General features: G+C 62.7%; 17 protein-coding genes. 8 read left to right on the plus strand and 9 right to left on the minus strand.

Annotated elements, in window-relative coordinates; translation table 11 throughout:
- Nucleotides 1-8: 8 nt before the first annotated feature.
- On the minus strand, nucleotides 9-947 hold the full coding sequence (locus QCE58_RS16745; protein WP_309779899.1) for a hydroxymethylglutaryl-CoA lyase: 939 nt from the start codon (nucleotides 945-947) through the stop codon (nucleotides 9-11).
- A complete protein-coding gene (locus QCE58_RS16750; protein ID WP_008346501.1) occupies nucleotides 940-2,223 on the minus strand; it encodes a hydroxymethylglutaryl-CoA reductase, degradative in 1,284 nt (427 codons plus the stop codon). The genes QCE58_RS16745 and QCE58_RS16750 overlap by 8 nt, the downstream gene beginning before the upstream one ends.
- A 176-nt stretch (nucleotides 2,224-2,399) precedes the next feature.
- Here QCE58_RS16750 and QCE58_RS16755 point away from each other — a divergent pair, with 176 nt between their 5' ends.
- Nucleotides 2,400-3,776 (plus strand): PLP-dependent aminotransferase family protein, encoded by a 1,377-nt coding sequence (locus QCE58_RS16755; RefSeq protein ID WP_175980356.1) that lies wholly within the window; start codon nucleotides 2,400-2,402, stop codon nucleotides 3,774-3,776.
- A gap of 40 nt (nucleotides 3,777-3,816) precedes the next feature.
- Here the strand turns inward: QCE58_RS16755 and QCE58_RS16760 are convergent, their stop codons facing one another.
- From QCE58_RS16760 to oxlT, 7 genes are all read right to left on the minus strand, one after another.
- Entirely contained in the window at nucleotides 3,817-4,866 is a 1,050-nt protein-coding gene (locus tag QCE58_RS16760; protein ID WP_250520286.1) for a 2-dehydropantoate 2-reductase, read from the minus strand.
- Nucleotides 4,867-4,883: 17 nt separating this feature from the next.
- Nucleotides 4,884-6,281, minus strand: coding sequence for a Re/Si-specific NAD(P)(+) transhydrogenase subunit beta (gene pntB, locus QCE58_RS16765; protein ID WP_250522481.1), 1,398 nt, complete (start codon nucleotides 6,279-6,281; stop codon nucleotides 4,884-4,886).
- Between the two features lie 10 nt (nucleotides 6,282-6,291).
- A complete protein-coding gene (locus QCE58_RS16770) occupies nucleotides 6,292-7,851 on the minus strand; it encodes a Re/Si-specific NAD(P)(+) transhydrogenase subunit alpha (protein ID WP_250437636.1) in 1,560 nt (519 codons plus the stop codon).
- A 272-nt stretch (nucleotides 7,852-8,123) separates the two neighbouring features.
- Entirely contained in the window at nucleotides 8,124-8,555 is a 432-nt protein-coding gene (locus QCE58_RS16775; protein WP_008346492.1) for a PAS domain-containing protein, read from the minus strand.
- A gap of 98 nt (nucleotides 8,556-8,653) precedes the next feature.
- Nucleotides 8,654-9,907: a formyl-CoA transferase gene (gene frc, locus QCE58_RS16780; RefSeq protein WP_008346490.1), complete on the minus strand. Its 1,254-nt coding sequence runs from the start codon at nucleotides 9,905-9,907 to the stop codon at nucleotides 8,654-8,656.
- 27 nt (nucleotides 9,908-9,934) lie between these two features.
- Complete coding sequence (oxc, locus tag QCE58_RS16785) at nucleotides 9,935-11,677, minus strand: oxalyl-CoA decarboxylase (RefSeq protein ID WP_175980183.1); 1,743 nt, start codon at nucleotides 11,675-11,677, stop codon at nucleotides 9,935-9,937.
- 285 nt (nucleotides 11,678-11,962) lie between these two features.
- Entirely contained in the window at nucleotides 11,963-13,315 is a 1,353-nt protein-coding gene (gene oxlT, locus QCE58_RS16790) for an oxalate/formate MFS antiporter (RefSeq protein WP_175980184.1), read from the minus strand.
- Nucleotides 13,316-13,907: 592 nt separating this feature from the next.
- Here oxlT and QCE58_RS16795 point away from each other — a divergent pair.
- The 7 genes from QCE58_RS16795 to QCE58_RS16825 all read left to right on the plus strand — a co-directional run bounded on the left by QCE58_RS16795 (nucleotide 13,908) and on the right by QCE58_RS16825 (nucleotide 21,265).
- A complete protein-coding gene (locus QCE58_RS16795; protein WP_250522480.1) occupies nucleotides 13,908-15,002 on the plus strand; it encodes a transglutaminase-like domain-containing protein in 1,095 nt (364 codons plus the stop codon).
- 161 nt (nucleotides 15,003-15,163) lie between these two features.
- Nucleotides 15,164-15,622, plus strand: coding sequence for a PRC-barrel domain-containing protein (locus QCE58_RS16800; RefSeq protein WP_250522479.1), 459 nt, complete (start codon nucleotides 15,164-15,166; stop codon nucleotides 15,620-15,622).
- An 84-nt stretch (nucleotides 15,623-15,706) separates the two neighbouring features.
- Nucleotides 15,707-16,195: a hypothetical protein gene (locus tag QCE58_RS16805; RefSeq protein WP_008346481.1), complete on the plus strand. Its 489-nt coding sequence runs from the start codon at nucleotides 15,707-15,709 to the stop codon at nucleotides 16,193-16,195.
- A gap of 68 nt (nucleotides 16,196-16,263) precedes the next feature.
- Nucleotides 16,264-17,928 carry an alpha-amylase family protein gene (locus QCE58_RS16810; RefSeq protein WP_250522478.1) on the plus strand — a complete coding sequence of 555 codons (1,665 nt, stop codon included), beginning with the start codon at nucleotides 16,264-16,266 and terminating at the stop codon, nucleotides 17,926-17,928.
- Nucleotides 17,929-18,137: 209 nt separating this feature from the next.
- Nucleotides 18,138-18,932: a TetR/AcrR family transcriptional regulator gene (locus QCE58_RS16815; protein ID WP_372492609.1), complete on the plus strand. Its 795-nt coding sequence runs from the start codon at nucleotides 18,138-18,140 to the stop codon at nucleotides 18,930-18,932.
- 411 nt (nucleotides 18,933-19,343) lie between these two features.
- Nucleotides 19,344-20,489, plus strand: a complete 1,146-nt coding sequence (locus QCE58_RS16820) for an acyl-CoA dehydrogenase family protein (RefSeq protein ID WP_250437632.1) — start codon at nucleotides 19,344-19,346, stop codon at nucleotides 20,487-20,489.
- On the plus strand, nucleotides 20,486-21,265 hold the full coding sequence (locus QCE58_RS16825; RefSeq protein ID WP_250479520.1) for a 3-ketoacyl-ACP reductase: 780 nt from the start codon (nucleotides 20,486-20,488) through the stop codon (nucleotides 21,263-21,265). The genes QCE58_RS16820 and QCE58_RS16825 overlap by 4 nt, the downstream gene beginning before the upstream one ends.
- The last annotated feature ends 3 nt before the right edge of the window (nucleotides 21,266-21,268 follow it).

The raw sequence follows: 21,268 nt of genomic DNA on the forward strand, positions 1-21,268 counted from the left end.
TGGAGTGATCAGATGCACTGCTTTTCTTGTCGCTGACGCTTGGCCTCGAGTGCGCGCGCCACGCGCGATGACGTTTCGCGCTTCAATGCCGTCGAAATGAACGCGCCCGCTTGCACAAGTCCGTTCAGATCGATGCCCGTCTCGATGCCCATGCCCTCACACAAATAGACGATGTCCTCCGTTGCGGCGTTGCCCGTCGCGCCCGGCGAATACGGACATCCGCCGATGCCCGATACCGAGCCATCGAACACCGCGACGCCGCGTTGCAGCGCCGCGTGCACGTTCGCGGCGGCCATGCCCCACGTATCGTGGAAGTGACCGGCGAGCGCATCGACGGGGATGTGTTCGATGCGCGCGTCGAGCATCGCCTGGGTTTTTAGCGGCGTGCCCGCGCCGATGGTATCGCCGAGACTGATCTCGTAGCAGCCCATGTCGAAGAGCTTCCTTGCGACGCGCGCGACGGCTTGCGGCGCAATCTCGCCTTCGAACGGGCATCCGAGCACGCAGGATACATAGCCGCGAATGCGTACGTTCGCCTCGCGCGCCGCCGCGATCACCGGTTCGAAGCGCGCGATGCTTTCGTCGATCGAACAGTTGATGTTCTTCTGCGAGAACGATTCGGATGCCGCCGCGAAGACCGCGATTTCATCGACATGCGATGCGAGCGCGGCGTCGAGGCCCTTCATGTTCGGCACGAGCGCGGCGAGCGTCGTGTGCGTGGCGCGCGCCTTGTCGCGCACGCGTTCGAGCACGTGCGCGCCATCGGCCATTTGCGGCACCCATTTCGGCGATACGAACGAGGCCGCTTCGACATAGCGCACGCCCGCATCGATCAGGCGCTCGATGAGTTCGGCCTTCACATCGGCCGATACGTGCGACGGTTCGTTCTGCAAGCCGTCGCGCGGACCGACTTCGACGATGCGTACGCGCTTTGGCAGCTCATTCATCGCGCGGCCCTTGCAGAAGACTCATGCCGTAATCGACGCTCACGTTGCGCGCGGCGACCATCTTCTTCACGACCCAGTCGATATCCGTGCCACTCGCGCCCGCTGCCAGCGCGATGTTGCGCGCGTGCAGCGCCATGTGGCCGCGCTGGATGCCCTCCGTCGAGAGCGCACGCAACGCGCCCATGTTCTGCGCGAGACCGACCGCGACCGCGATCTCGCCGAGTTCCTGCGCCGAGCCCACGTTCATGATCTTCAACGCGAGACGCGCGAGCGGATGCGTCTTCGTCGCGCCGCCGACGAGTCCGACGGGCATCGGCATTTCGATCGTGCCGACGAGGTCGCCGTCGTTCGCCACTTCCCACGTCGTCAGCGACGTATAGCGCCCGCCGCGGCTCGCGTACGCGTGCGCGCCCGCCTCGACCGCGCGCCAGTCGTTGCCCGTCGCGACGATCACCGGATCGATCCCGTTCATGATGCCCTTGTTGTGCGTGGCGGCGCGGTACGGATCGATCGCCGCGAACAGATACGCATCGACGACGCCGGCGATCACGTCCTCGCCCGCGTATTCCTTCGTTTGCAGCGTGGCCGCACTGTAGCGAACCTGCGCGCGCGCGAGGCGCAGATCCGCGAGATTCGACAGGATGCGCAGACGCACCTTGCCGCCCGTGATTTCCTCCATGCGGCCCGCGACGGTTTCGGCCATCGTGTTGACGGTGTTCGCGCCCATTGCGTCGCGCACGTCGACGATCAGATGCGCGACGATCATCGCGCCGCGCGGCGTGTCCGGAAACACGTGCACTTCGATGTCGCGGCAGCCGCCGCCGAGACCGATCAGCACCTTGTCGCGCGCGTTCGCCATTTCGATCAGCTCGTCGCGATGCTTGAGAATCGCAAGCCGCGCGCCATACGGGTCCGACACGCCGACGATCTGCACTTGCGCGCGCATCAACGGCCCGGTGCTGGAGGTGCGAAAGCCGCCCGCCTCGCGCGAGAGCTTCGCCATGAACGACGCCGCGGCGACGATCGACGGCTCTTCGACCGCCATCGGCACCAGCACGTCGCGGCCGTTGATCTGGAAGTAGCCCGCCACCGCCATCGGCAATTCGAACGTGCCGACGACGTTTTCGATCATGCCGTTCGCGGTTTCGAGCGGCAGCGCGCCGGGTTTCGCGAGGAGCGCGTGCTCGGCGTCGTCGAGGTCCGCTGCCTGCGCGATGTGCGAGAGGCGTTGCGCGGGCGACATCGCGCGGAAGTTCGGCAACTTCGAATCGATCATGTGTCTTCCTCTTCTGTCTGGATGTGTGTCGTGAGTGTTCGCTTTCGATGCTTGCAGCAACGCACCGGGTGAGCGAATAATAGGCTGACTGTACCCATTTCAAAGGTACAATTCCGACAAACAGTGACCTTGCTGTACCCATGACAGCAGGATCATTTCCAGAACAGGTCGATACGATGCGGCATGAGAAGCCGAGCCTGTCTGCGACACTCGCGGACAATCTCGCCAGACAGATCACCGAAGGTGTGCTGCGCGCGGGCGACAAACTCCCGTCGATCAGGGAATACGCTGAGGCGAACGGCTGCGCAAAAAACACCGTCATCAGCGCGTTCGACATGCTGACGGCGAACGGTCTCATCGAGCCGCGACGCGGCGCGGGCTTTTACGTCGCGAGCGTGGCGAAGCCGCAGCAGCATGACGAAGATGCGCCGACGCTCGATCGCGCGATGGATTCGGTCTGGCTCATGCGCGAACAGTTGCAGAGCAAGCCGGACTTTCTCAATCTCGGTGAGGGATTTCCGCCCGTCGCATGGCTCGAAGAGACGCGGCTCGATCACTTCCACCAGCGCGTGGTGCGAACCGGTGTCGCGTCGCTGTTTCGTTACGGCAGCCGCTTCGGCTATCTGCCCTTGCGTCAGCATCTGCAGCAAAAGCTCGCCGGCTATGAGATCGAAGCCGCGCCGCAACAGATCGTCCTCACGCACGGCGCGAATCAGGCGATGGACATGGTCGTGCGTTACTTCGTGCGCCCGGGCGACACCGTGCTCGTCGACGATCCCGGCTATTACGCGCTGTTCGGCAAGCTGAAGCTGTCGGGCGCGAATATCGTCGGCGTGCCGCGCGCGGTCGACGGGCCGGATATCGCGGCGCTGGAGGAGCGGCTCAAGACGCATCGGCCGCGGCTCTTCTTCACGCAATCGGTCGGACATAATCCGACCGCGACGGACATCAGCGCGGCGAAGGCGCACCGCGTTCTGCAACTGGCGGAAGCGCACGATCTGATCGTCGTCGAGAACGACGCCCTCGCCGATCTCAAGCCGCGCTCGGCGACGCGCATTAGCGCGCTGGATCAATTGCGGCGCACGATTTATATCGGCAGCTTTTCGAAGTCGGTGTCGGCGGCGCTGCGCGTGGGCTTTCTCGCCTGCGATGCCGATCTCGCCAGCGATCTCGCCGACGTGAAGATGCTCACGCACGTAAGCAGCAGCGAATACTGCGAGCGCACGCTCGATGCGATCGTCGGCGACGGACACTTTCTGCGTCACACGAACCGCTTGCAGGACCGCCTCAAACGCGCGACGGCGACGGGCGTCGAAGCGTTGACGCGTCTTGGCGCGACCATCTTCAAGGTCAGCGATCAGAGTCTTTATCTATGGGCGCGTTTGCCCGCGCACGACGATTCGATAGCGTTCGCGAAGGAGATGCTCGGCAAGCACGTGATCCTCGCGCCGGGGACGATTTTTTCCGCGCACGCGAACATCGTTTCGCCGTGGTTTCGCTTCAATGTCGCGTATCTCGGCGACCCGCGATTCTCGAACGCACTCGCGCCTTGAAACGTCGGGCAGGCCTGCCCGACGTGTCGCTATGCTGCAATTACGCGCTGGCTACTGCTGCCAAGCCCGTCCGCGAAGACTTCTCGGCCACGGGCGTCGATTGTCCCGCCGATTGAAGTGAAGGCTCCGCCATCTGTCCTCGCAGCTTGATGAGCGCGAGCACCGTATCGATCGTCGGTGTCGCCTGCCCGACGAGACGCCCCATTTCCTGGACGACGGTAAGGAGCGGATCGATTTCCATCGGCCGGTTGGCCTCGAGATCCTGGAGCATCGACGTCTTGTGCGCGCCGACCGCACCCGCACCATCGATACGTCTTTCGACATCGACACGGAAATGCACGTCGAAGCGATCCGCGATCGCTTTCGCCTCCAGCATCATCGCTTTCGACACGGCGCGCGTGGCCGGATTGCTCGTAATGACATCGAGCGTTGCATGAGTCAATGCGCTGATCGGATTGAAGCAGAGGTTGCCCCAGAGCTTCAGCCAGATTTCATCGCGAATACGCTCGCGAATGGGCGCATCCAGATCCGCCGCGCTCATGATTTCATGCAGCTTCTGAACGCGCTCGCTGCGCGCTCCATTCGGTTCGCCGATGGGGAACTTCTTGCCGTACACATGGCGGATCACGCCCGGCGCGACGACTTCCGCCGCCGGATACACGACACAACCGATCGCACGCTCCGGTCCGAGCGCGTTCCATTGCTTCGCGCCGGGATCGATGCTGTCGAGCGTGGAGCCTTCCAACTCGCCGCCATGCTTGTAGAAGTACCAGTACGGAATGCCGTTGACGGCCGTGACGATAGCCGTCTCTGGTCCGAGCAAAGTCTGGATCTGGCCGACGACGCCCGGCACGGAATGCGCTTTCAACGCGATGATCACGTAGTCTTGCAGACCCAGCTCGCGCGGATCCGACGCGCATCTGACCTTGACGACACGTTCCCCGCCATCGATTTGCAGCCGTACACCGTTTTCCTGCATCGCCGCGAGATGCGGACCACGCGCAACGAAGCTCACGTCCGCGCCCGCCGACGCCAGTTGCGCGCCCATATATGCACCGATCGCTCCGGCGCCATACACACAGATCTTCATCGTTTAAACCCCCAATCTCAAGCGCCAAGATGACTGAGCAACGCATCGACACTGCCCTTCGCATCGCCGAAGAGCATCCGCGTGTTTTCCTTATAGAAGAGCGGATTGTCGACGCCGGCGTAGCCTGCCGCCATGCTTCGTTTGGACACGACCACGGTGCGCGCCTTCCACACTTCGAGCACGGGCATCCCGGCGATGGGACTGCCCGGATCCTCCAGCGCGCCAGGATTCACGATGTCGTTTGCGCCGATCACCAGCACGACATCCGTGTTGGAAAAGTCGTCGTTGATCTCGTCCATCTCCAGGACGATGTCGTAGGGCACCTTCGCCTCCGCGAGCAGCACGTTCATGTGCCCCGGCAAGCGGCCCGCCACCGGATGAATGCCGAATCGCACGTTCACGCCCTTGCTGCGCAGCTTCTTCGTGATCTCGCTGATCGTCGCCTGAGCCTGCGCGACCGCCATGCCGTAACCGGGCACGATGACGACTTCCGACGCATCGCGCAGCAGCGAGCCGACTTCATCGACCGTGACCGGCGCGACTTCACCCTCGATCGTCTTCGAAGCGGTCGAGGTCGCCGTGCCGAATCCGCCGAGAATCACGGAGAGGAACTTGCGGTTCATCGCGCGGCACATGATGTAGCTCAGAATCGCTCCGCTCGACCCGACCAGCGCGCCGGTCACGATCAGCAGATCGTTGCTCAACATGAAACCCGTCGCGGCGGCGGCCCAGCCCGAATAGCTGTTCAGCATCGACACGACCACCGGCATGTCCGCGCCGCCGATCGCCATCACCAGATGCACGCCGATCAGCGCGGCGATGACGGTCATCGTCAATAGCGAGCTGATGCCCACATCGGCGTCGGGCGCTGTCAGGAACACATAGCCGAGCGCGATGCACGCGAACACGCCGACGAGATTCAGCGTGTGCCGCATCGGCAGCAGCAACGGCTTGCCGCCTACCACGCCCTGCAACTTCAGAAACGCGGCGATGGACCCCGTGAACGTTACCGCGCCGATGAACACGCCGAGATAGATCTCCACGTTGTGGACCGACTGCGCCGCGCTGTCCGATTCCGCGCCGGCTGCCGGCGACAGGTAGCTCGCAATGGCGACCAGCACGGCCGCGAGACCCACGAAGCTATGCAATGCCGCGACGAGTTGCGGCATTTGCGTCATCTCGACGCGCCGCGCGAGGATCGCGCCGCCCGCGATGCCGATCGCCATCAGCGCGGCGACGGCCGGCAACGCTTCCCCGCCGTTGAGCCGGAGCGTGGTGACGATCGCGATGGCCATGCCGGCGACGCCATAGAGATTGCCGCGCCGCGCCGTCGATGGATGACTGAGCCCGCGCAGGCTCAGGATGAACAGCACACTCGCCGCCAGATAGGCGATGCTTCCGATTCCAGTTTGCATGTCGATCTCCTTAGCGCTGGAACATGTTCAACATGCGTTGAGTGACGAGAAAGCCGCCAGCGATATTGATTGTCGCGACGAGGATCGCGAGGCCCGCGAGAATCGCGACCAGATGATCCGGCGTGCCGACCTGCAGCAGCGCCCCCGTCACGATGATTCCGCTGACCGCGTTGGTCACGCTCATCAGCGGCGTGTGCAAGGCGGGCGTCACGTTCCACACGACCTGAAAGCCGACGAAGATCGCCAGCACGAACACCGTGAAGTGCGCGACGAACGCAGGCGGCGCAACGGCGCCGAGCGCGGCAAGCAACGCAGCCGCGATGACGAGCCCGGCCACGCCGATCCATCCCGCGCGACGCTTCTGTTCGATGGTCACGGCAATCGTTGCAGCGGGCTTTGCGGCAGCGGGCGGCGCAATCGCGGGCTCCGGCTTCTTGGGCGGCGGCCATTTCACCTCGCCGCGCAGCACGACGGTGACGCCGCGCATCACTTCGTCATCGGTATCGAGCGTGATTTCGCCGTTCTTCTGCGGCGTCAGATCGGTCAGAAGATGCCGCAGATTGGTGCCGTACAACTGGCTCGATTGCGTTGCCATGCGCGATGGCAGATCCGTATAGCCGACGATCGTGACGCCTTCGATCGATGCCGCCTCGCCCGGCCGCGTCAGCTCGCAGTTGCCGCCCTGCTCCGCCGCCATGTCGACGATCACGCTGCCTTGGCGCATGCTGCGCACCATGTCGGCGGTGATCAGTTTCGGCGCGGGCTTGCCCGGAATCAGCGCGGTCGTCACGATGACGTCGACGTCTTTTGCCTGCGCGGCGAACAGCGCCATTTCAGCCGCGATGAATTCGGCGCTCATCTCTTTCGCGTAGCCGCCGCTGCCGCTGCCGTCCTCGACGTAGTCCAGTTCGAGAAACTCGGCGCCCATGCTTTCCACCTGCTGCCGCACTTCGGGCCGCGTATCGAAAGCACGGACGATCGCGCCGAGACTGCGCGCCGCGCCGATCGCCGCCAGTCCCGCGACGCCCGCGCCGATCACCATCACTTTCGCGGGCGCGATCTTGCCCGCCGCCGTGATCTGTCCCATGAAGCCGCGGCCGAACTGGTGCGCCGCTTCGATGACCGCGCGATAGCCCGCCATGTTGGCCATCGAACTCAAAGCATCGAGCTTTTGAGCGCGCGAGATGCGCGGCACGCAGTCCATCGCGAGCACGGTGACGTTGCGCGCAGAGAGGCGCGTCAACAACGCTTCGTTCTGCGCCGGCCAGATGAAACTGATGAGCGTCGATCCTTCGCGCAGCAACTCGACTTCATCGCCCACGGGCGCAATGGAAGGCGCACGCACTTTCACGACGATATCCGCGTCCGCATAGAGCGACGGCGCATTCTCCACGATTCGCGCACCCGCAGCGCGATAGGCATCGTCGGAGAATGCGGCAAGCTCGCCCGCGCCGGCCTCGACGCTCACTTCAAATCCGAGCTTCAGCAGATGCCCGACTACTTCCGGCGTCAACGCGACGCGACGCTCCCCGGGAAAGCGTTCCCGTGGCACAGCAATCATCATTGGCATGACTAAATTCCCAATCGACGGTTTCAATTCTTCAGTGGCGCGCGCCTGCATTCGGCTGGCGAGCATGCCGAACCTCGCATCAGCGAGAAAGCTGGCGCGAGATACGAATAATGGTCAGTGTCTGGTCGGTCAGCCGCGTATACGGGCATCGAGCGAAGCGGCCGGTGGGATGGGTGGCCGCTTCGTCCTTGAGCTGCGTTCATGCGCCTTTTGTTGCGCGGACGCGAGCCGTTATCTCTATGGTGCTTTTTATACTTTGAATCGCTGAATCATCAGGCGTCGACTTTCGCCTCCAGTTCGGCGATACGCTTGCGGAGCGCACGCTCTTCCTGAAACCGCGCCGTTTCATCGCGGATGATCGCGACGATACCGGTCAGCTCGCCTTGCGGCGAATGCAGCAGCGCGACGGTGAACGCTATCGACATCGCGCGTCCGGCCTTATCGACGGCGGGAACCTTGAGCAGATCGTGCCCATAGCGCGTCTCGCCGGTCGCCATCGTCTTGTGATAGCCGTCCCAATGACGACCGCGCAGGCGCTCCGGAATGATCAGATCGAGCGACTGCCCCAAAGCTTCGCTCTGGGTGAAGCCGAACATGCGTTGCGCCGCCGGATTCCATAGCGTAATCGCGCCGCTCGCATCCGAAACGATCACGGCATCGCCGATCGCATTGACGAGTTGTTCGTAGTCGATCGTGGGGGTCATTGTGTCGTCCATGCTTGGGTATCGATCGAGACTGATTTCTGAAGGGCCGCTGCCGTCTTGGGCTTTCGTGGACGGCAGCGGTTACCTTTTCAAGCGCGTCAGACAGCTCGCGCTTCCTTCATTTGCGCTACCTGCTCCTTGCTATAGCCGAGTTCGAGCAGCACTTCTTCGGTATGTTCGCCCAGCAGCGGCGAGCCCGTGATCTCCGGCTTCAGGTCCGAGAACTTGATCGGGCTGCCGACCGTGAGATATTTGCCGCGCACCTTGTGATCGACCTCGACGATGGAACCGCTCGCACGCAACGACGGATCGTTCGCGAGTTCCTTCATCGTCAGCACCGGCGCGCACGGAATATCGAACTTGCGCAGGATATCGACCGCTTCGAACTTGGTCTTGTCGGCGAGCCATTCTTCGATCTTGCCGAAGATATCGAAAATATGCGGCTGGCGCGCTTCGGCCGTCATGTAGTCCGGGTCCTCGATCCATTGCTCCTTGCCGATTGCGCGGCAGATCGGCGCCCATGCGTGCCCCTGAATCGTGAAGTAGATGTAGGCGTTCGGATCGGTTTCCCAGCCCTTGCACTTGAGCACCCAGCCCGGCTGACCGCCGCCGCCCGCATTGCCGCCGCGCGGCACGACGTCGCTGAACGTGCCGTGCGGATACTGCGGATATTCCTCGAGATAGCCGACGCGATCGAGACGCTGCTGATCGCGCAGCTTCACGCGGCACAGATTGAGCACGCTGTCCTGCATCGACACGGCGACTTTCTGTCCCTTGCCCGTTTGCTGGCGGCCGATGATCGCCGTGAGAATGCCGATCGCGAGGTGCATCCCGGTGTTGCTGTCGCCGAGCGCCGCCGCGCTGATGGTCGGCGGGCCGTCCCAAAAGCCCGTCGTCGATGCCGCGCCGCCCGCGCATTGCGCGACGTTTTCGTAGACCTTCAGATCGTCGTAGTGATGGCCGTCGCTGAAGCCCTTGACGGACGCCACGATCATCTTCGGATTCAGCTTGCTGATGTTCTCCCAGGAGAAGCCCATCCGGTCCAGCGCGCCCGGCCCGAAATTCTCGACCAGCACGTCCGATTCCTTGATGAGCTTCGTGAGCACTTCCTTGCCTTCGGGCTGCTTCGTATCGAGCGTCAACGAGCGCTTGTTGCTGTTGAGCATCGTGAAGTACAGCGCATCCGCATCCGGAATGTCGCGCAGCTGGTTACGCGTGACGTCGCCGGAACCGGGACGCTCGACCTTGATGACATCGGCGCCGAACCAGGCCAGCATCTGCGTGCATGCGGGACCCGCCTGAACGTGCGTGAAGTCGATGATCTTGATGCCTTCGAGTGGTTTCTTGCTCACGAATTTCTCCTGGGTGGCTAGTCTTGGTTACTTTTTCGATGCCGCGCTTTGCGGGTTCAGATTCGTCAGGCGACCGCTCTCCGTGCCGGCCGTTTCGTCGATCACTGCGTTGATGAGCGTCGGCTTGCCCGACTTGATCGCTTCTTCGAGCGCATGCGTGAGCTCTTCGGGCGTCGTCGCGTTGTAGCCGATGCCGCCGAATGCCTCGATCATCTTGTCGTAGCGTGCGTTCTTCACGAACACGGTCGGCGCGACGTCCTTGCCGCCGGTCGGATTCACATCGGTGCCGCGATACACGCCGTTGTTGTTGAACACGATGGTGCAGACGGGCAAGTCGTATCGGCAGATGGTTTCGAGTTCCATGCCGCTGAAGCCGAACGCGCTATCGCCTTCGATCGCGACGACCTGCTTGCCGCTCGTCACCGCGGCGCCGATCGAGAAGCCCATGCCGATGCCCATGATTCCCCACGTTCCGGAATCGAAGCGCTTGCGCGGCTCGTACATGTCGATGATGCTGCGCGCATAGTCGAGCGTATTCGCGCCTTCGTTGACGACGTTGATGTCCGGGCGCGTCTTCAACACGTCGCGAATGGCGCGCAGCGCGCTGTGGAAGTTCATCGGCGACGGATTCTTCGCGAGCGTCGCGGCCATCTTCTCCAGGTTCTTGTTCTTGCGCTCGTTGATCGCGCCCGTCCATTCGACGGACGGCTTCGGGAAATCCGCGCCGATGCCCTCGACGAGCGCCGCCACGCACGAGCCGATGTCGCCGATCAGCGGTGCGGCGATCGCGACATTGCTGTCGATTTCGGTCGGCGAGATATCGATCTGCACGAACTTCTTCGGCGCCGAGCCCCACGTCTTGCCCTTGCCATGCGCGAGCAGCCAGTTCAGACGCGCGCCGATCAGCACGACGCAGTCCGCTTCCTGCAGCACGAACGACCGCGCAGCCGACGCCGATTGCGCATGCGTGTCCGGCAGCAGGCCCTTGGCCATCGACATCGGCAGATACGGGATGCCGCTCTTCTCCACCAGTTCTCGAATCTGCGCGTCGGCCTGCGCATACGCTGCGCCCTTGCCCAGCAGAATCAGCGGACGCTTCGCACCCTTGATGACGTCGAGCGCGCGCTTCACCGAATCCGGCGACGGCAACTGACGCGGCGCGGCATCGACCACCTTGATGAGCGATTGCTGGCCCTTGAGCGCGTCCATCGTCTGCGACAGCAGCTTGGCGGGCAGATCGAGATACACGCCGCCCGGACGGCCCGACACGGCCGCGCGGATCGCACGCGCGATGCCGATGCCGATGTCCTCCGCATGCAGCACGCGATAGGCGGCCTTCGCATACGGCTTCGCCGCGTTCAGCTGATCCATCTCTTCGTAATCGCCCTGCTGCAGATCGACGATTTCACGCTCGCTCGAACCGCTGATCAGGATCATCGGGAAGCAATTGGTGGTCGCGTTGGCGAGCGCCGTGAGTCCGTTCAGGAAGCCCGGTGCCGACACCGTCAGGCAGATGCCCGGCTTCTGCGTCATGTAGCCCGCGATCGCGGCTGCGTTGCCCGCATGCTGCTCATGGCGAAAGCCGATGAAACGCATGCCTTCGGCCTGAGCGAGTCGCGCGAGGTCGGTGATGGGAATCCCGACGAGGCCGAAGATCGTATCGATGTCGTTCAGCTTCAACGCGTCGATGACGAGATGGAAACCGTCGGTCAATTGCGGCGCCTGAACTTCGGCGGCTTCCTGTGTTCTTGCCTCGAGTACGTCTGCCATTTGTCTCCCCCAGAGGGCCGGTTATGTTGGTGATATACTAGATATTAGATACAGAATTTGTCAAAGCTTAGTTTGCTGTTCGGGATCGGGATGAACCCTTAGATGAGATGTTTCGGTGTCAAGGCGCTGACGATCATCAGATCAGGCGCGGCACCGCTAAAGAAAGAAAGGCCGCGGACATCTGTCACGCGGCCTTTCTTTTTTCAAATCGAATGCGCAGCTCTTGCGGATGACGCGCGACAGCGTGCGCTTGAAACGCGTCGCTTCGGTATCAGCAGGCGGGATTCATCGCGTCGACGACTTGCTCGGCGCGTCCGTCCAGTCGGTCTGGAAGGGCAAGTCGATATAGGACTGCGGCGAAGCCTGCGTGACCGTGTTCTCTATCCATCGGCGACGCATTGGCGCGAGTACGAACTTCGCGCACACGCCCGCCGCGATCGACGTGATCGCGGTAGCGATGAACACGGCGTTCCAGGAACCGAGCGACGCGAGCACCGACGCGAGCGGCACCATCATCGAAGCCGTGCCCTTGGCCGTGTATAGCGTTCCTGCATTGGCGGCGGCGTACTTGCTGCCGAAGGTGTCCGCGCAGGTCGCCGGGAAGATCGAGAATATCTCGCCCCAACACAGGAAGGTCAGCGCCGCGAACAGCATGAACATGTAGGGGTTCTGCCCGAACTGCATCAACCCCAGCAGCGCGACGCCTTCGCCCAGGAAGATGATGAACATGGTGTTTTCGCGACCGATCTTGTCCGAGATGAAACCGCATAGCGGGCGCGTGAAGCCGTTGCACAGATTGTCGATGGACAAGGTCATCGCGAGCAGCGGCAAGGTCGCGCCGAACAGACTCACTGGCAAACTTGCGAAGCCGTATTCCTTGGCGATCGGCCCGAATTGCGCAGTGGCGATCACACCGCCCGCCGCCACCGCGACGAACATCGCATAGAGCACCCAGAAGATGGGCGCTCGCACCATCTGTCCGGTCGTGTAGTCGATCTTGGTCGCCACGATGCGCTTGGCCGGCACGATGCCTTTCGGCGGATTCGGCCGCACGAGCAACAGTGCAAGCACGAATATGACGGCGCCTTGCAGAATGCCGAAGAACATGAACGCATGCTCGTAGCCTGAGCTCTGGATCATGTTCGAGATCGGAATCACCGTGACGGCCGCGCCCGCGCCGAAGCCCGCCGCGGTCAGGCCGGCCGCGAGACCGCGTTTGTCCGGGAACCACTTGAGCGCCGTGCCGACGCATGTACCGTACACGCAGCCGGCACCGATGCCCGCAACGACTGCGGCGATGTACAGATGCATGAGCGTGGTGGCATGGGCGTCGATGATCCAGCCGATCGCAGCGAAGATCGCGCCGCCCATCACCACCGGGCGCGGTCCGAATTTATCGACGAGCCAGCCTTCGACAGGCACGAGCCACGTTTCGGTCACGATGAAGATCGTGAAGGCGGTTTGAATCGCCGCTTGCCCCCAATGGTGCTTTGCGTCCATCGGCATGACGAACAACGTCCACGCATACTGGAAATTGGCGACCAGCCCCATGCAGACGATGCCGATGACCAACTGCACCCACCTGTTCTGACGACGCCCGTGCGACTGCCCGGCCACCGTCGTATCTGCGCTCACCATGTCTGTCTCCGTTATGTGTCATTGCGCTCGTTCGGCGCTTGATGTCGTGCTGAAAAGCCGATGCGTCAGGTTTGTTTGCGAGACGGGCGTGCAGGGGGAAAGCCGATTGACGCGCGCGAGTGGCGCGTGTATTGAGGCAACGATTTCGCTCGACGGGCACGCGATCGAGGTGTGCCGTCGTTTCCTGCTACGTCCGCGCTTTCCTCCAAGTGGTATCGAGAGTGGACAGTGTGAGCATCGTGCGCGAGAAAAAATATAAGGGAAAGTTATTAAAAATTTTGGTTTGGATTAATTATCGTGAATGGATGACGGGGCCAGATTGGCCGCCACGTCTATGCGCGCGCGCCGGAATGTCCGCGGGACGGCAACAGATATCGCGCGACAGTTGGTCGGCGGCCATCACCGCGGACTTGCGGCATTCCCGTTCACGATCGCAATGTCTCGTCTAATCAACGATCTGGCGTGCCACTGAAAATTGGCACGTCGCATGCAATGTCGGTTCAAAGCCCGCGTTGCCATCGATACGAACAGCATGAGCGGCTTCCAGTCACCGGGCGCATTGGCGCGCGGTACGGTTGTCAGGAGTCCGCCCATGCCACTCGCCCGACTGCTTGTCTGCTTTCTCCAGTGCTCGCTGGCAGCCGCGCTGCTTTTGCCCGTCGTCGCGGGCGCAGCGAACGTAGCCGCATCCGGCGCGCATGTCGCGGTTCCTGACGATACGGCCACGCCTCACGCGCTCAAAGCCGGCATCGAGCGCCTGCGCACCGGCACATGGTGGGAAGCCAACCGCAAGATGCGCCCGGAACTCGCGCAGGTCGGCGACCTGATCTTTCTCTTGCCCCTTGCCGACAGCAAGCTCGAGCCATCATCGGATGCGATCGGCCGCGTGCAGCGCCTGCGCGAAGCGCTGCGCATCCATCAGATGCGCGAACCCGCCGGATGGACTCGGCTCGTCGCGCAGGTCAAGGCCGCGCGCGCAAAGACCGGCGATCGCTCCGCCGCGCTGCTCGCCGACGCGCTCGTCAACGAGATCCGCTACCGCGACGGAACCGATGGCAGCTACTACGCGCCGGCGCGGTTCTTCATCGAAAGCGGCGTGTGCAAGGATTTCGCCGTCGCCAAATATCTGCTGCTGCGCGACGCGGGCTTCGACATCGCGCGCATGCGTCTCGTGTCGCTCGCGCCGCGCTACAGGAACACGCCGGACGACTGGCACGTCATCCTCGTCGTGCAGATCGACAACGCGAGCGAGCCGCTCACGCTCGATTCACCGGGTGCGGCATCCGCGAAGCGTGCAGACGATAAGGTTTCCGAAGCATCGGCCTGGACTGGTCCGTCGGCGCTGCTCTCCGCGATCCTCGCTGGTCGCAAGCCTGCCGAAGCAGTGCTGCGCGCGCCCGCAGGACCGCTCGCCGCTCCGCTCAGCGAGTCGGGTCAGGCAGACCGCCCGCTTGCGACGGTCTTCAACGAGCTGGGCAGCCGGTCATTCGAACGCGATGCGCCGCGTGCGCGCAGGACATCGGCTGCCAAGGGACGCGCGAGCGCGATCTACGTCGATGAAGCGGGTGATGCGTGGCAAGTCGACAGCTCCGGCACGTTCCCGAAGTGGCGCGTCGCCGCTGATCGCGCAGACGCGCCCATCAATCAAGGTCCGGCAGCAAGGCTCATTCGCGTGACGGCACGCTGACTGGAACACTGACTGCAACGGTCCGTCCCGCGGCGAACTGAGAAGCATCCAGTCGCAAAACATCCGACGGTCGTACAAAAGTAATCTCCCAATATGCGGAACGTTCTTTGCGTCGATAACGTCATGCCGATGTCGAACGTCGGCTCATTGGGAGACAAATCATGTCAGTCGATACAAGCCAGATGAACATTGTCGGGAAAGGCGCCGAGACCGCGGATGGTCCTGGCCCCGACGTCATGGCCGCGAGCACGCTGGATGGAAACAACGTACTGAGTTCCGATGGAGACGATGTCGGCAGGATCAAGGAGATCATGCTAGACGTCACATCCGGACGCATCGCGTATGCGGTCCTTTCGAGCGGCGGCTTCCTTGGGATCGGCGACAAGCTGCTCGCGATTCCATGGAGCGCCTTGACGCTGGATACCAACAACAAGTGCTTTCGGATTTCAGCGACCACGGAACAAGTGAAGAGCGCGCCCGGCTTCGACAAGGATGCGTGGCCATCGATGGCAGATCGCTCGTGGGCCGACTCGATTCACCGGTACTACAGCCGGCCGCCCTATTGGCAACGCTTCGAGCGGGACGACGCAACGTATCGCAACGTGCCCCCGGAACTCTGAAGCGAACTTCATTGATCGGCGATGCCGTTAGCCCGCCGCGTCGGGAGCAGTCATTCAAAAACAGATGTACAGGAGATATCGATCATGAAAAAGCTCATCGCTGTTATCGCGTCCACACTCCTCGCCACGACGGCGTTTCAGCACGCGGCAGTCGCCGCAGATGCCTCGGACGCGCAAAAGGCTCAAATGAAGGCAAACAGCGAAAAGATGGAGGAGCAGGCGACGGCGAACAAGAAGAAGGCCGAAGCTCGGAGCGATGCGGCCAAGGCGCAGGCATCGGCGGACGAAGACAAGGCTTCCGCTCAGGCCGATGCCGACAAGAAGGCCGCCAAGGGCGCGAAGGCGACCACGGCTGCGGAGGCATCGGGCGCGCGAAACGACGCGGCCAACGCGCAGAGCAAGGCCAACAAGAAGATGCACGATGCCCAGGCCAAGGCCGACAGGAAGAAGCAGGACGCCGCCCACGATGCGAACGTAGCGCAGGCCAAGGCCGATGAAAACAAGGTCGAAGCCCAGAACGACGCGAACAAGAAAGCGGCCGAAGCGAAGGTCGATGCCGCGAAGAAGCAATAAGCATATGCAATAAGCAATGCAGGGGCGCACCGTCCCGGTTCGCCCTTCATCGACTTCACGCGATCGGTATGGTCAACGACCTCTGGTACAAGAACGCGATCATCTATTGCCTGTCCGTCGGCACGTTCATGGACGCGAACGGCGATGGCGTCGGCGACTTTCAGGGCTTGCTGCGGCGGCTCGACTATCTTCAGGGGCTCGGCATCACCACCATCTGGCTGATGCCGTTCCAGCCGTCGCCTGGCCGCGACAACGGCTATGACATCAGCGATTACTACACCGTCGATCCGCGATACGGCTCGCTCGGCGACTTCGCGGAGTTCACGCACGCGTGCCGTCAACGCGGGTTGCGCGTGATGATCGATCTCGTCGTGAATCACACGTCGGATCAGCATCCGTGGTTCCGTGAGGCGCGGCGCGATCCCGATTCGAAATATCGCGACTGGTACGTCTGGTCGAAGAAGCGGCCGGCCAACGCGAAGGACGGCGTGGTCTTCCCCGGCGTGCAAAAGACGACGTGGACTTACGACAAGGAAGCGGCCATGTGGTACTTCCACCGCTTCTACGAGTTTCAGCCCGACCTCGATACATCCAATCCGTTCGTGCAGGCGGAGTTGCTGAAGATCATGGGCTTCTGGATTCAGCTCGGCGTTTCGGGCTTTCGCATGGATGCGGTCCCGTTCGTCATCGCCGCCAAGGGCGCACAGGTGAGGCGGCCCGTTGAACAGTACGACATGCTGCGTATGTTTCGCGAGTTCCTGCAATGGCGTCAGGGCGACGCGATCATTCTCGCGGAGGCGAACGTGCTGCCCGACACCGACATGAAATACTTCGGCGACGCGGGCGAGCGATTGCAGATGATGTTCAACTTCCAGGTCAATCAGAACGCGTTTCATGCGCTCGCGTGCGCCGACGCCACGCCTCTGAAGAACGCGCTCGACGCGACGAAATCGCGCGCCGCAACCGCGCAGTGGGGCGTATTCCTGCGAAACCACGATGAACTCGATCTTGGCCGTCTATCGCCCGCGCAGCGCGAAGCCGTGTTCGCGGCGTTCGCCCCGGAGCCGGACATGCAACTGTACAAGCGCGGCATTCGCCGTCGTCTTGCACCGATGCTCGACGGAGATCGTCATCGGCTCGAGCTTGCGTACAGCCTGATGCTGACGCTGCCGGGCACGCCCGTCGTGCGCTACGGCGATGAGATCGGCATGGGCGACGACCTGCGCCTGCCCGAGCGCGAAAGCGTGCGAACGCCGATGCAATGGTCGACGGAGCCGCATGCCGGTTTCACGAAGCACGCGCGTCCCGTTTGCCCGGTGATTTCTGGCGGACCCTACGGCTACGAACGTGTGAACGTCGCGAGCCAGCGCCGCGATCCGGACTCGCTGCTGAACTGGATGGAGAGAATGATCCGGATGCGCAAGGAAGTGCCCGAGATAAGCTGGGGCGACTTCGCGATTCTGAAGGCATCGCGCGACGACGTGCTTGCGCTGCGTTACGACTGGCGAAACAACTCGGTGGTCTGCCTGCATAACTTCAGCGCCGCGGCGTGCACCGTGAAGTTTCGGGTCGGCCTCGGCGCTGGAGAGAACGACGTGCCGGTCAATCTGTTATCCGACGATCATAGTCAGGGCGATGCGAAGGGACAGCATACGGTCGTGCTGGAGCCGTATGGCTATCGATGGTTTCGCGCAGGCGGTCTCGATTATCTTCTGAAGCGCAGCGAAGTTTGACGTTGGAGAGCATGGCCCATCGACGTGCGGCCGCGGGCGCGCCGTCGCCGCCACCGGCACGCCATGGCCTGAACGCTTGCGCGCGATGAATTCGCACTCCGCGTTCGCGTGATGCCTGCCGTCGATATACATCGCGGTGCATATCGCCTCGCGCGGGAGCTTCAGGGCTGCTTTCGATTCACTCGTCGTCACCCTGTCTGCCTCATTCCATGCACTACCCGGTTACTCTCTTAAGACGAACGTTTTGGTTTATAGTCGTCGCCAGACCGCCGGCATTGGCCGGCTCCCGGACTTCTGTGCATGAGAACCCCATGACCATTGCGACCACGCCAGAAAAAGCGGCCGCGAAATCCGCCAAAGCCACGAAGGCTACCGCCACTCGCCAACCCAGACAGCGCGATCCCGAAGTCACACGCGCCCGCATTCTCGAAGCGGCGAAGAAGGAGTTCGCGAAACTCGGTCTCGATGGCGCTCGCGTCGAAGCCATTGCGGCCCGCGCGAAGTCCAACAAGCGGATGATCTATCACTACTTCGGCAGTAAGGAGAACCTGTTCCTCGAGGTGCTGGAGGATGTCTACGCCGACATCCGTTCCGCCGAGCAAAAACTCGATCTCGATCATCTGTCACCCGAGGATGCGATCGCCGCCCTCGTCACGCATACCTGGAACCACTACCTTCGTCATCCGGAATTCCTGAACCTCGTCAGCAACGAAAATCTTCACAAGGCTCGTCACGTGAAGAAGTCCGCGCGCTTCATGGAACTCCATCAGAACTTCACGTCGATGCTGCAGCGCATCCTCGATCGCGGCGTCGCATCGGGCGCATTTCGCAGCGGCATCGATCCGCGGCAACTGCACATCACGATGGCCGGCATCAGCTACTACTATCTGACCAACCGTTTTACGAGCGGGCTGATCTTCGACTTCGACTTCATGGACAAGGAAGCGCTCGATGCGCGCCTCGCCTTCAACATCGACACGGTGCTGCGGACCATCCGCAAATAGCGAATACGTTCGCGCCGCTTATGCGGCCGCGAGAAGCCGCTCACACGCCTGACCCTTCCCTCGTGAGCCAGGCGGCCTAGCCCGCTGCCCTTGCCATCGCCGATGCCGAGCGCACGAACGATCGTCAGAGCGCGCGAGTGCCCGGTCGCCAAGGAAACGCGCCTCAAGTTGCGCGAGCACCGCGTCGGCGGCCTGCATCCACCTGCTCAAGTCATCCTCCGTTTTCATCGGCCGCGAAACACGTTGACAGCGGCGTTTCGTTGGTCTTAAATAACCCACCAGATGGTTACTTGCTGCGAATGCCGGCACACAAAACCACGTAATTCAAGGTCTTCTGCGAGGCGCTCGGGTTTATCTGAACGGGTCGGCCGAATGCAAATTGCGGGCCTTTTCATATCGATCGGAGACGGCATGAAACTCTCGGAAACACATCAACAGATTCGCGACACGACGCGCCGCTTCGCGCAGGAAGTCATCCGTCCGCTGGCGGAAGAACTCGACCGCGAAGAGCGCTTTCCGGCGGAGGTTTATCGGCAGATGGGCGAGCTCGGGCTTTTCGGCATCACGGTGCCGGAAGCATTCGGCGGCGCGGGTCTCGATGCCGCCGCGTACGCGCTCGTCATGGAAGAACTGTCGCGCGGCTATTCGTCGGTGGCGGATCAATGCGGCCTGCTCGAACTCGTCGGCACGTTGCTGAGCGTGCACGGCACCGAGGCGCAGCGCGCGCAGTACATGGAGCCGTTGTTGCGCGCGGCGCTGCGGCCCGCGTACTGCATCACCGAATCCGATGCGGGCACCGACGTCTCCGGCATTCGCACCACGGCCACGCGCACCGCCGACGGCTGGGAGCTGAACGGCGCGAAGCTGTGGATTCACAACGCGCCCGTCGCGGATGTCGCGTTCGTGCTCGCGCGCACGAATCCCGCCGCGGGCAAGCGCGGCATGAGCATCTTCATCGTCGATTGCGATCTCGAAGGCGTGTCGAAGGGACCGAAGGAACACAAGATGGGCCAGCGCGCGTCGCAAGTGGGCGAGCTGCATTTCGATCGCGTGAAGCTGCGTCACGATGCATTGCTCGGCGAAGAAGGACGCGGCTTTCACATCATGATGAGCGTGCTCGACAAGGGCCGTGTCGGCATCGCGGCGCTGGCGGTCGGCATCGCGCAGGCGGGGCTCGAAGCCGCGCTCGACTATGCGCAGACGCGCAAGCAGTTCGGCAGCCATATCGCCGAATTTCAGGGCGTGCAGTGGATGCTCGCCGACATGGCGAAAGACATTCAGGCCGCGCGCCTGCTCGTGCACGACGCGGCCGAGCGTCTCGATACGGGCGACCGCGCCAGCATCGCCTGTTCGATGGCGAAATGCTTCGCGGGCGACACCGCCGTCAAGCACAGCGCGAACGCCGTGCAGATATTCGGCGGCAGCGGCTACATTCGCGGCTATGAAGTGGAGCGGCTGTATCGCGACGCGAAGATCACGCAGATCTACGAAGGCACCAATCAGATTCAGCGCACGATCATCGCGCGCGATCTCGTCGCGAACGGAGCATCGCTGTGAGCGCGCGGCCCATTGCGGTCGTGACGGGCAGCCGGCGCGGCATCGGACGCGCGATCGCCATCGAACTCGGATGCGCGGGCTTCGATATCGCCCTCACCGATATCGCCGCATCCGATGAACTCGATCAGGCCGTGCGCGATGTCGAGGCAAGCGGCGCGCGCGCCATCGCCGTCATCAACGATCTCGCCGATATCGACAGCCATCGCCCGATGCTGCTCGATATCGAAGCGCGGCTCGAAAGCACGATCGACTGCCTCGTGAACAACGCGGGCGTCTCGGTCATGTCGCGCGGCGATCTGCTCGACGTCACGCCGGAAAGTTTCGACCGCTGCATGACGGTCAATACGCGCGGCACGTTCTTTCTCATGCAGACGTTCGCGAAGCACATGCTGGCTCGAACGCGCGCGAGCGTCGCGGCGCATCCGAGCGTCATCACGATCACGTCGTCGAATGCAGTCGCGGCGTCGCCGTTGCGCGGCGAATACTGCGTATCGAAGGCCGGGCTTTCGATGGCGAACACGTTGTTCGCGCTGCGGCTCGCGCCGCACGGCATCGGCGTGTATGAAGTGCAGCCGGGACTCATCGCGACCGAGATGACCGCGCCGTCGAAGGAACGCTACGACCAGCAAATGGAGCAAGGTCTCACCGCCATCAATCGCTGGGGCACGCCGCAGGAAGTGGCCGTCGCCGTGCGCACGCTCGCCACCGGCGGATTGCCCTACAGCGTTGGCCAGGCCATCCGTGTCGACGGCGGCCTGCTCGTCACCAAATACTGATCC

It is taken from the genome of Caballeronia sp. LZ028, assembly GCF_031451415.1.
GTDB lineage: Bacteria > Pseudomonadota > Gammaproteobacteria > Burkholderiales > Burkholderiaceae > Caballeronia > Caballeronia zhejiangensis.

Excerpts from the sequence above, each read along its gene's own strand:
- QCE58_RS16775 (WP_008346492.1), bottom strand. The coding sequence starts at position 8,555 with ATGACCCCCACGATCGACTACGAACAACTCGTCAATGCGATCGGCGAT.
- QCE58_RS16800 (WP_250522479.1), top strand. The coding sequence starts at position 15,164 with ATGTCAGTCGATACAAGCCAGATGAACATTGTCGGGAAAGGCGCCGAG.
- oxc (WP_175980183.1), bottom strand. The coding sequence starts at position 11,677 with ATGGCAGACGTACTCGAGGCAAGAACACAGGAAGCCGCCGAAGTTCAG.
- pntB (WP_250522481.1), bottom strand. The coding sequence starts at position 6,281 with ATGCAAACTGGAATCGGAAGCATCGCCTATCTGGCGGCGAGTGTGCTG.
- QCE58_RS16770 (WP_250437636.1), bottom strand. The coding sequence starts at position 7,851 with ATGCCAATGATGATTGCTGTGCCACGGGAACGCTTTCCCGGGGAGCGT.
- QCE58_RS16820 (WP_250437632.1), top strand. The coding sequence starts at position 19,344 with ATGAAACTCTCGGAAACACATCAACAGATTCGCGACACGACGCGCCGC.
- QCE58_RS16755 (WP_175980356.1), top strand. The coding sequence starts at position 2,400 with ATGCGGCATGAGAAGCCGAGCCTGTCTGCGACACTCGCGGACAATCTC.
- oxlT (WP_175980184.1), bottom strand. The coding sequence starts at position 13,315 with ATGGTGAGCGCAGATACGACGGTGGCCGGGCAGTCGCACGGGCGTCGT.
- QCE58_RS16795 (WP_250522480.1), top strand. The coding sequence starts at position 13,908 with ATGCCACTCGCCCGACTGCTTGTCTGCTTTCTCCAGTGCTCGCTGGCA.
- QCE58_RS16745 (WP_309779899.1), bottom strand. The coding sequence starts at position 947 with ATGAATGAGCTGCCAAAGCGCGTACGCATCGTCGAAGTCGGTCCGCGC.
- QCE58_RS16815 (WP_372492609.1), top strand. The coding sequence starts at position 18,138 with ATGCACTACCCGGTTACTCTCTTAAGACGAACGTTTTGGTTTATAGTC.
- QCE58_RS16750 (WP_008346501.1), bottom strand. The coding sequence starts at position 2,223 with ATGATCGATTCGAAGTTGCCGAACTTCCGCGCGATGTCGCCCGCGCAA.
- QCE58_RS16810 (WP_250522478.1), top strand. The coding sequence starts at position 16,264 with ATGGTCAACGACCTCTGGTACAAGAACGCGATCATCTATTGCCTGTCC.
- QCE58_RS16760 (WP_250520286.1), bottom strand. The coding sequence starts at position 4,866 with ATGAAGATCTGTGTGTATGGCGCCGGAGCGATCGGTGCATATATGGGC.
- QCE58_RS16805 (WP_008346481.1), top strand. The coding sequence starts at position 15,707 with ATGAAAAAGCTCATCGCTGTTATCGCGTCCACACTCCTCGCCACGACG.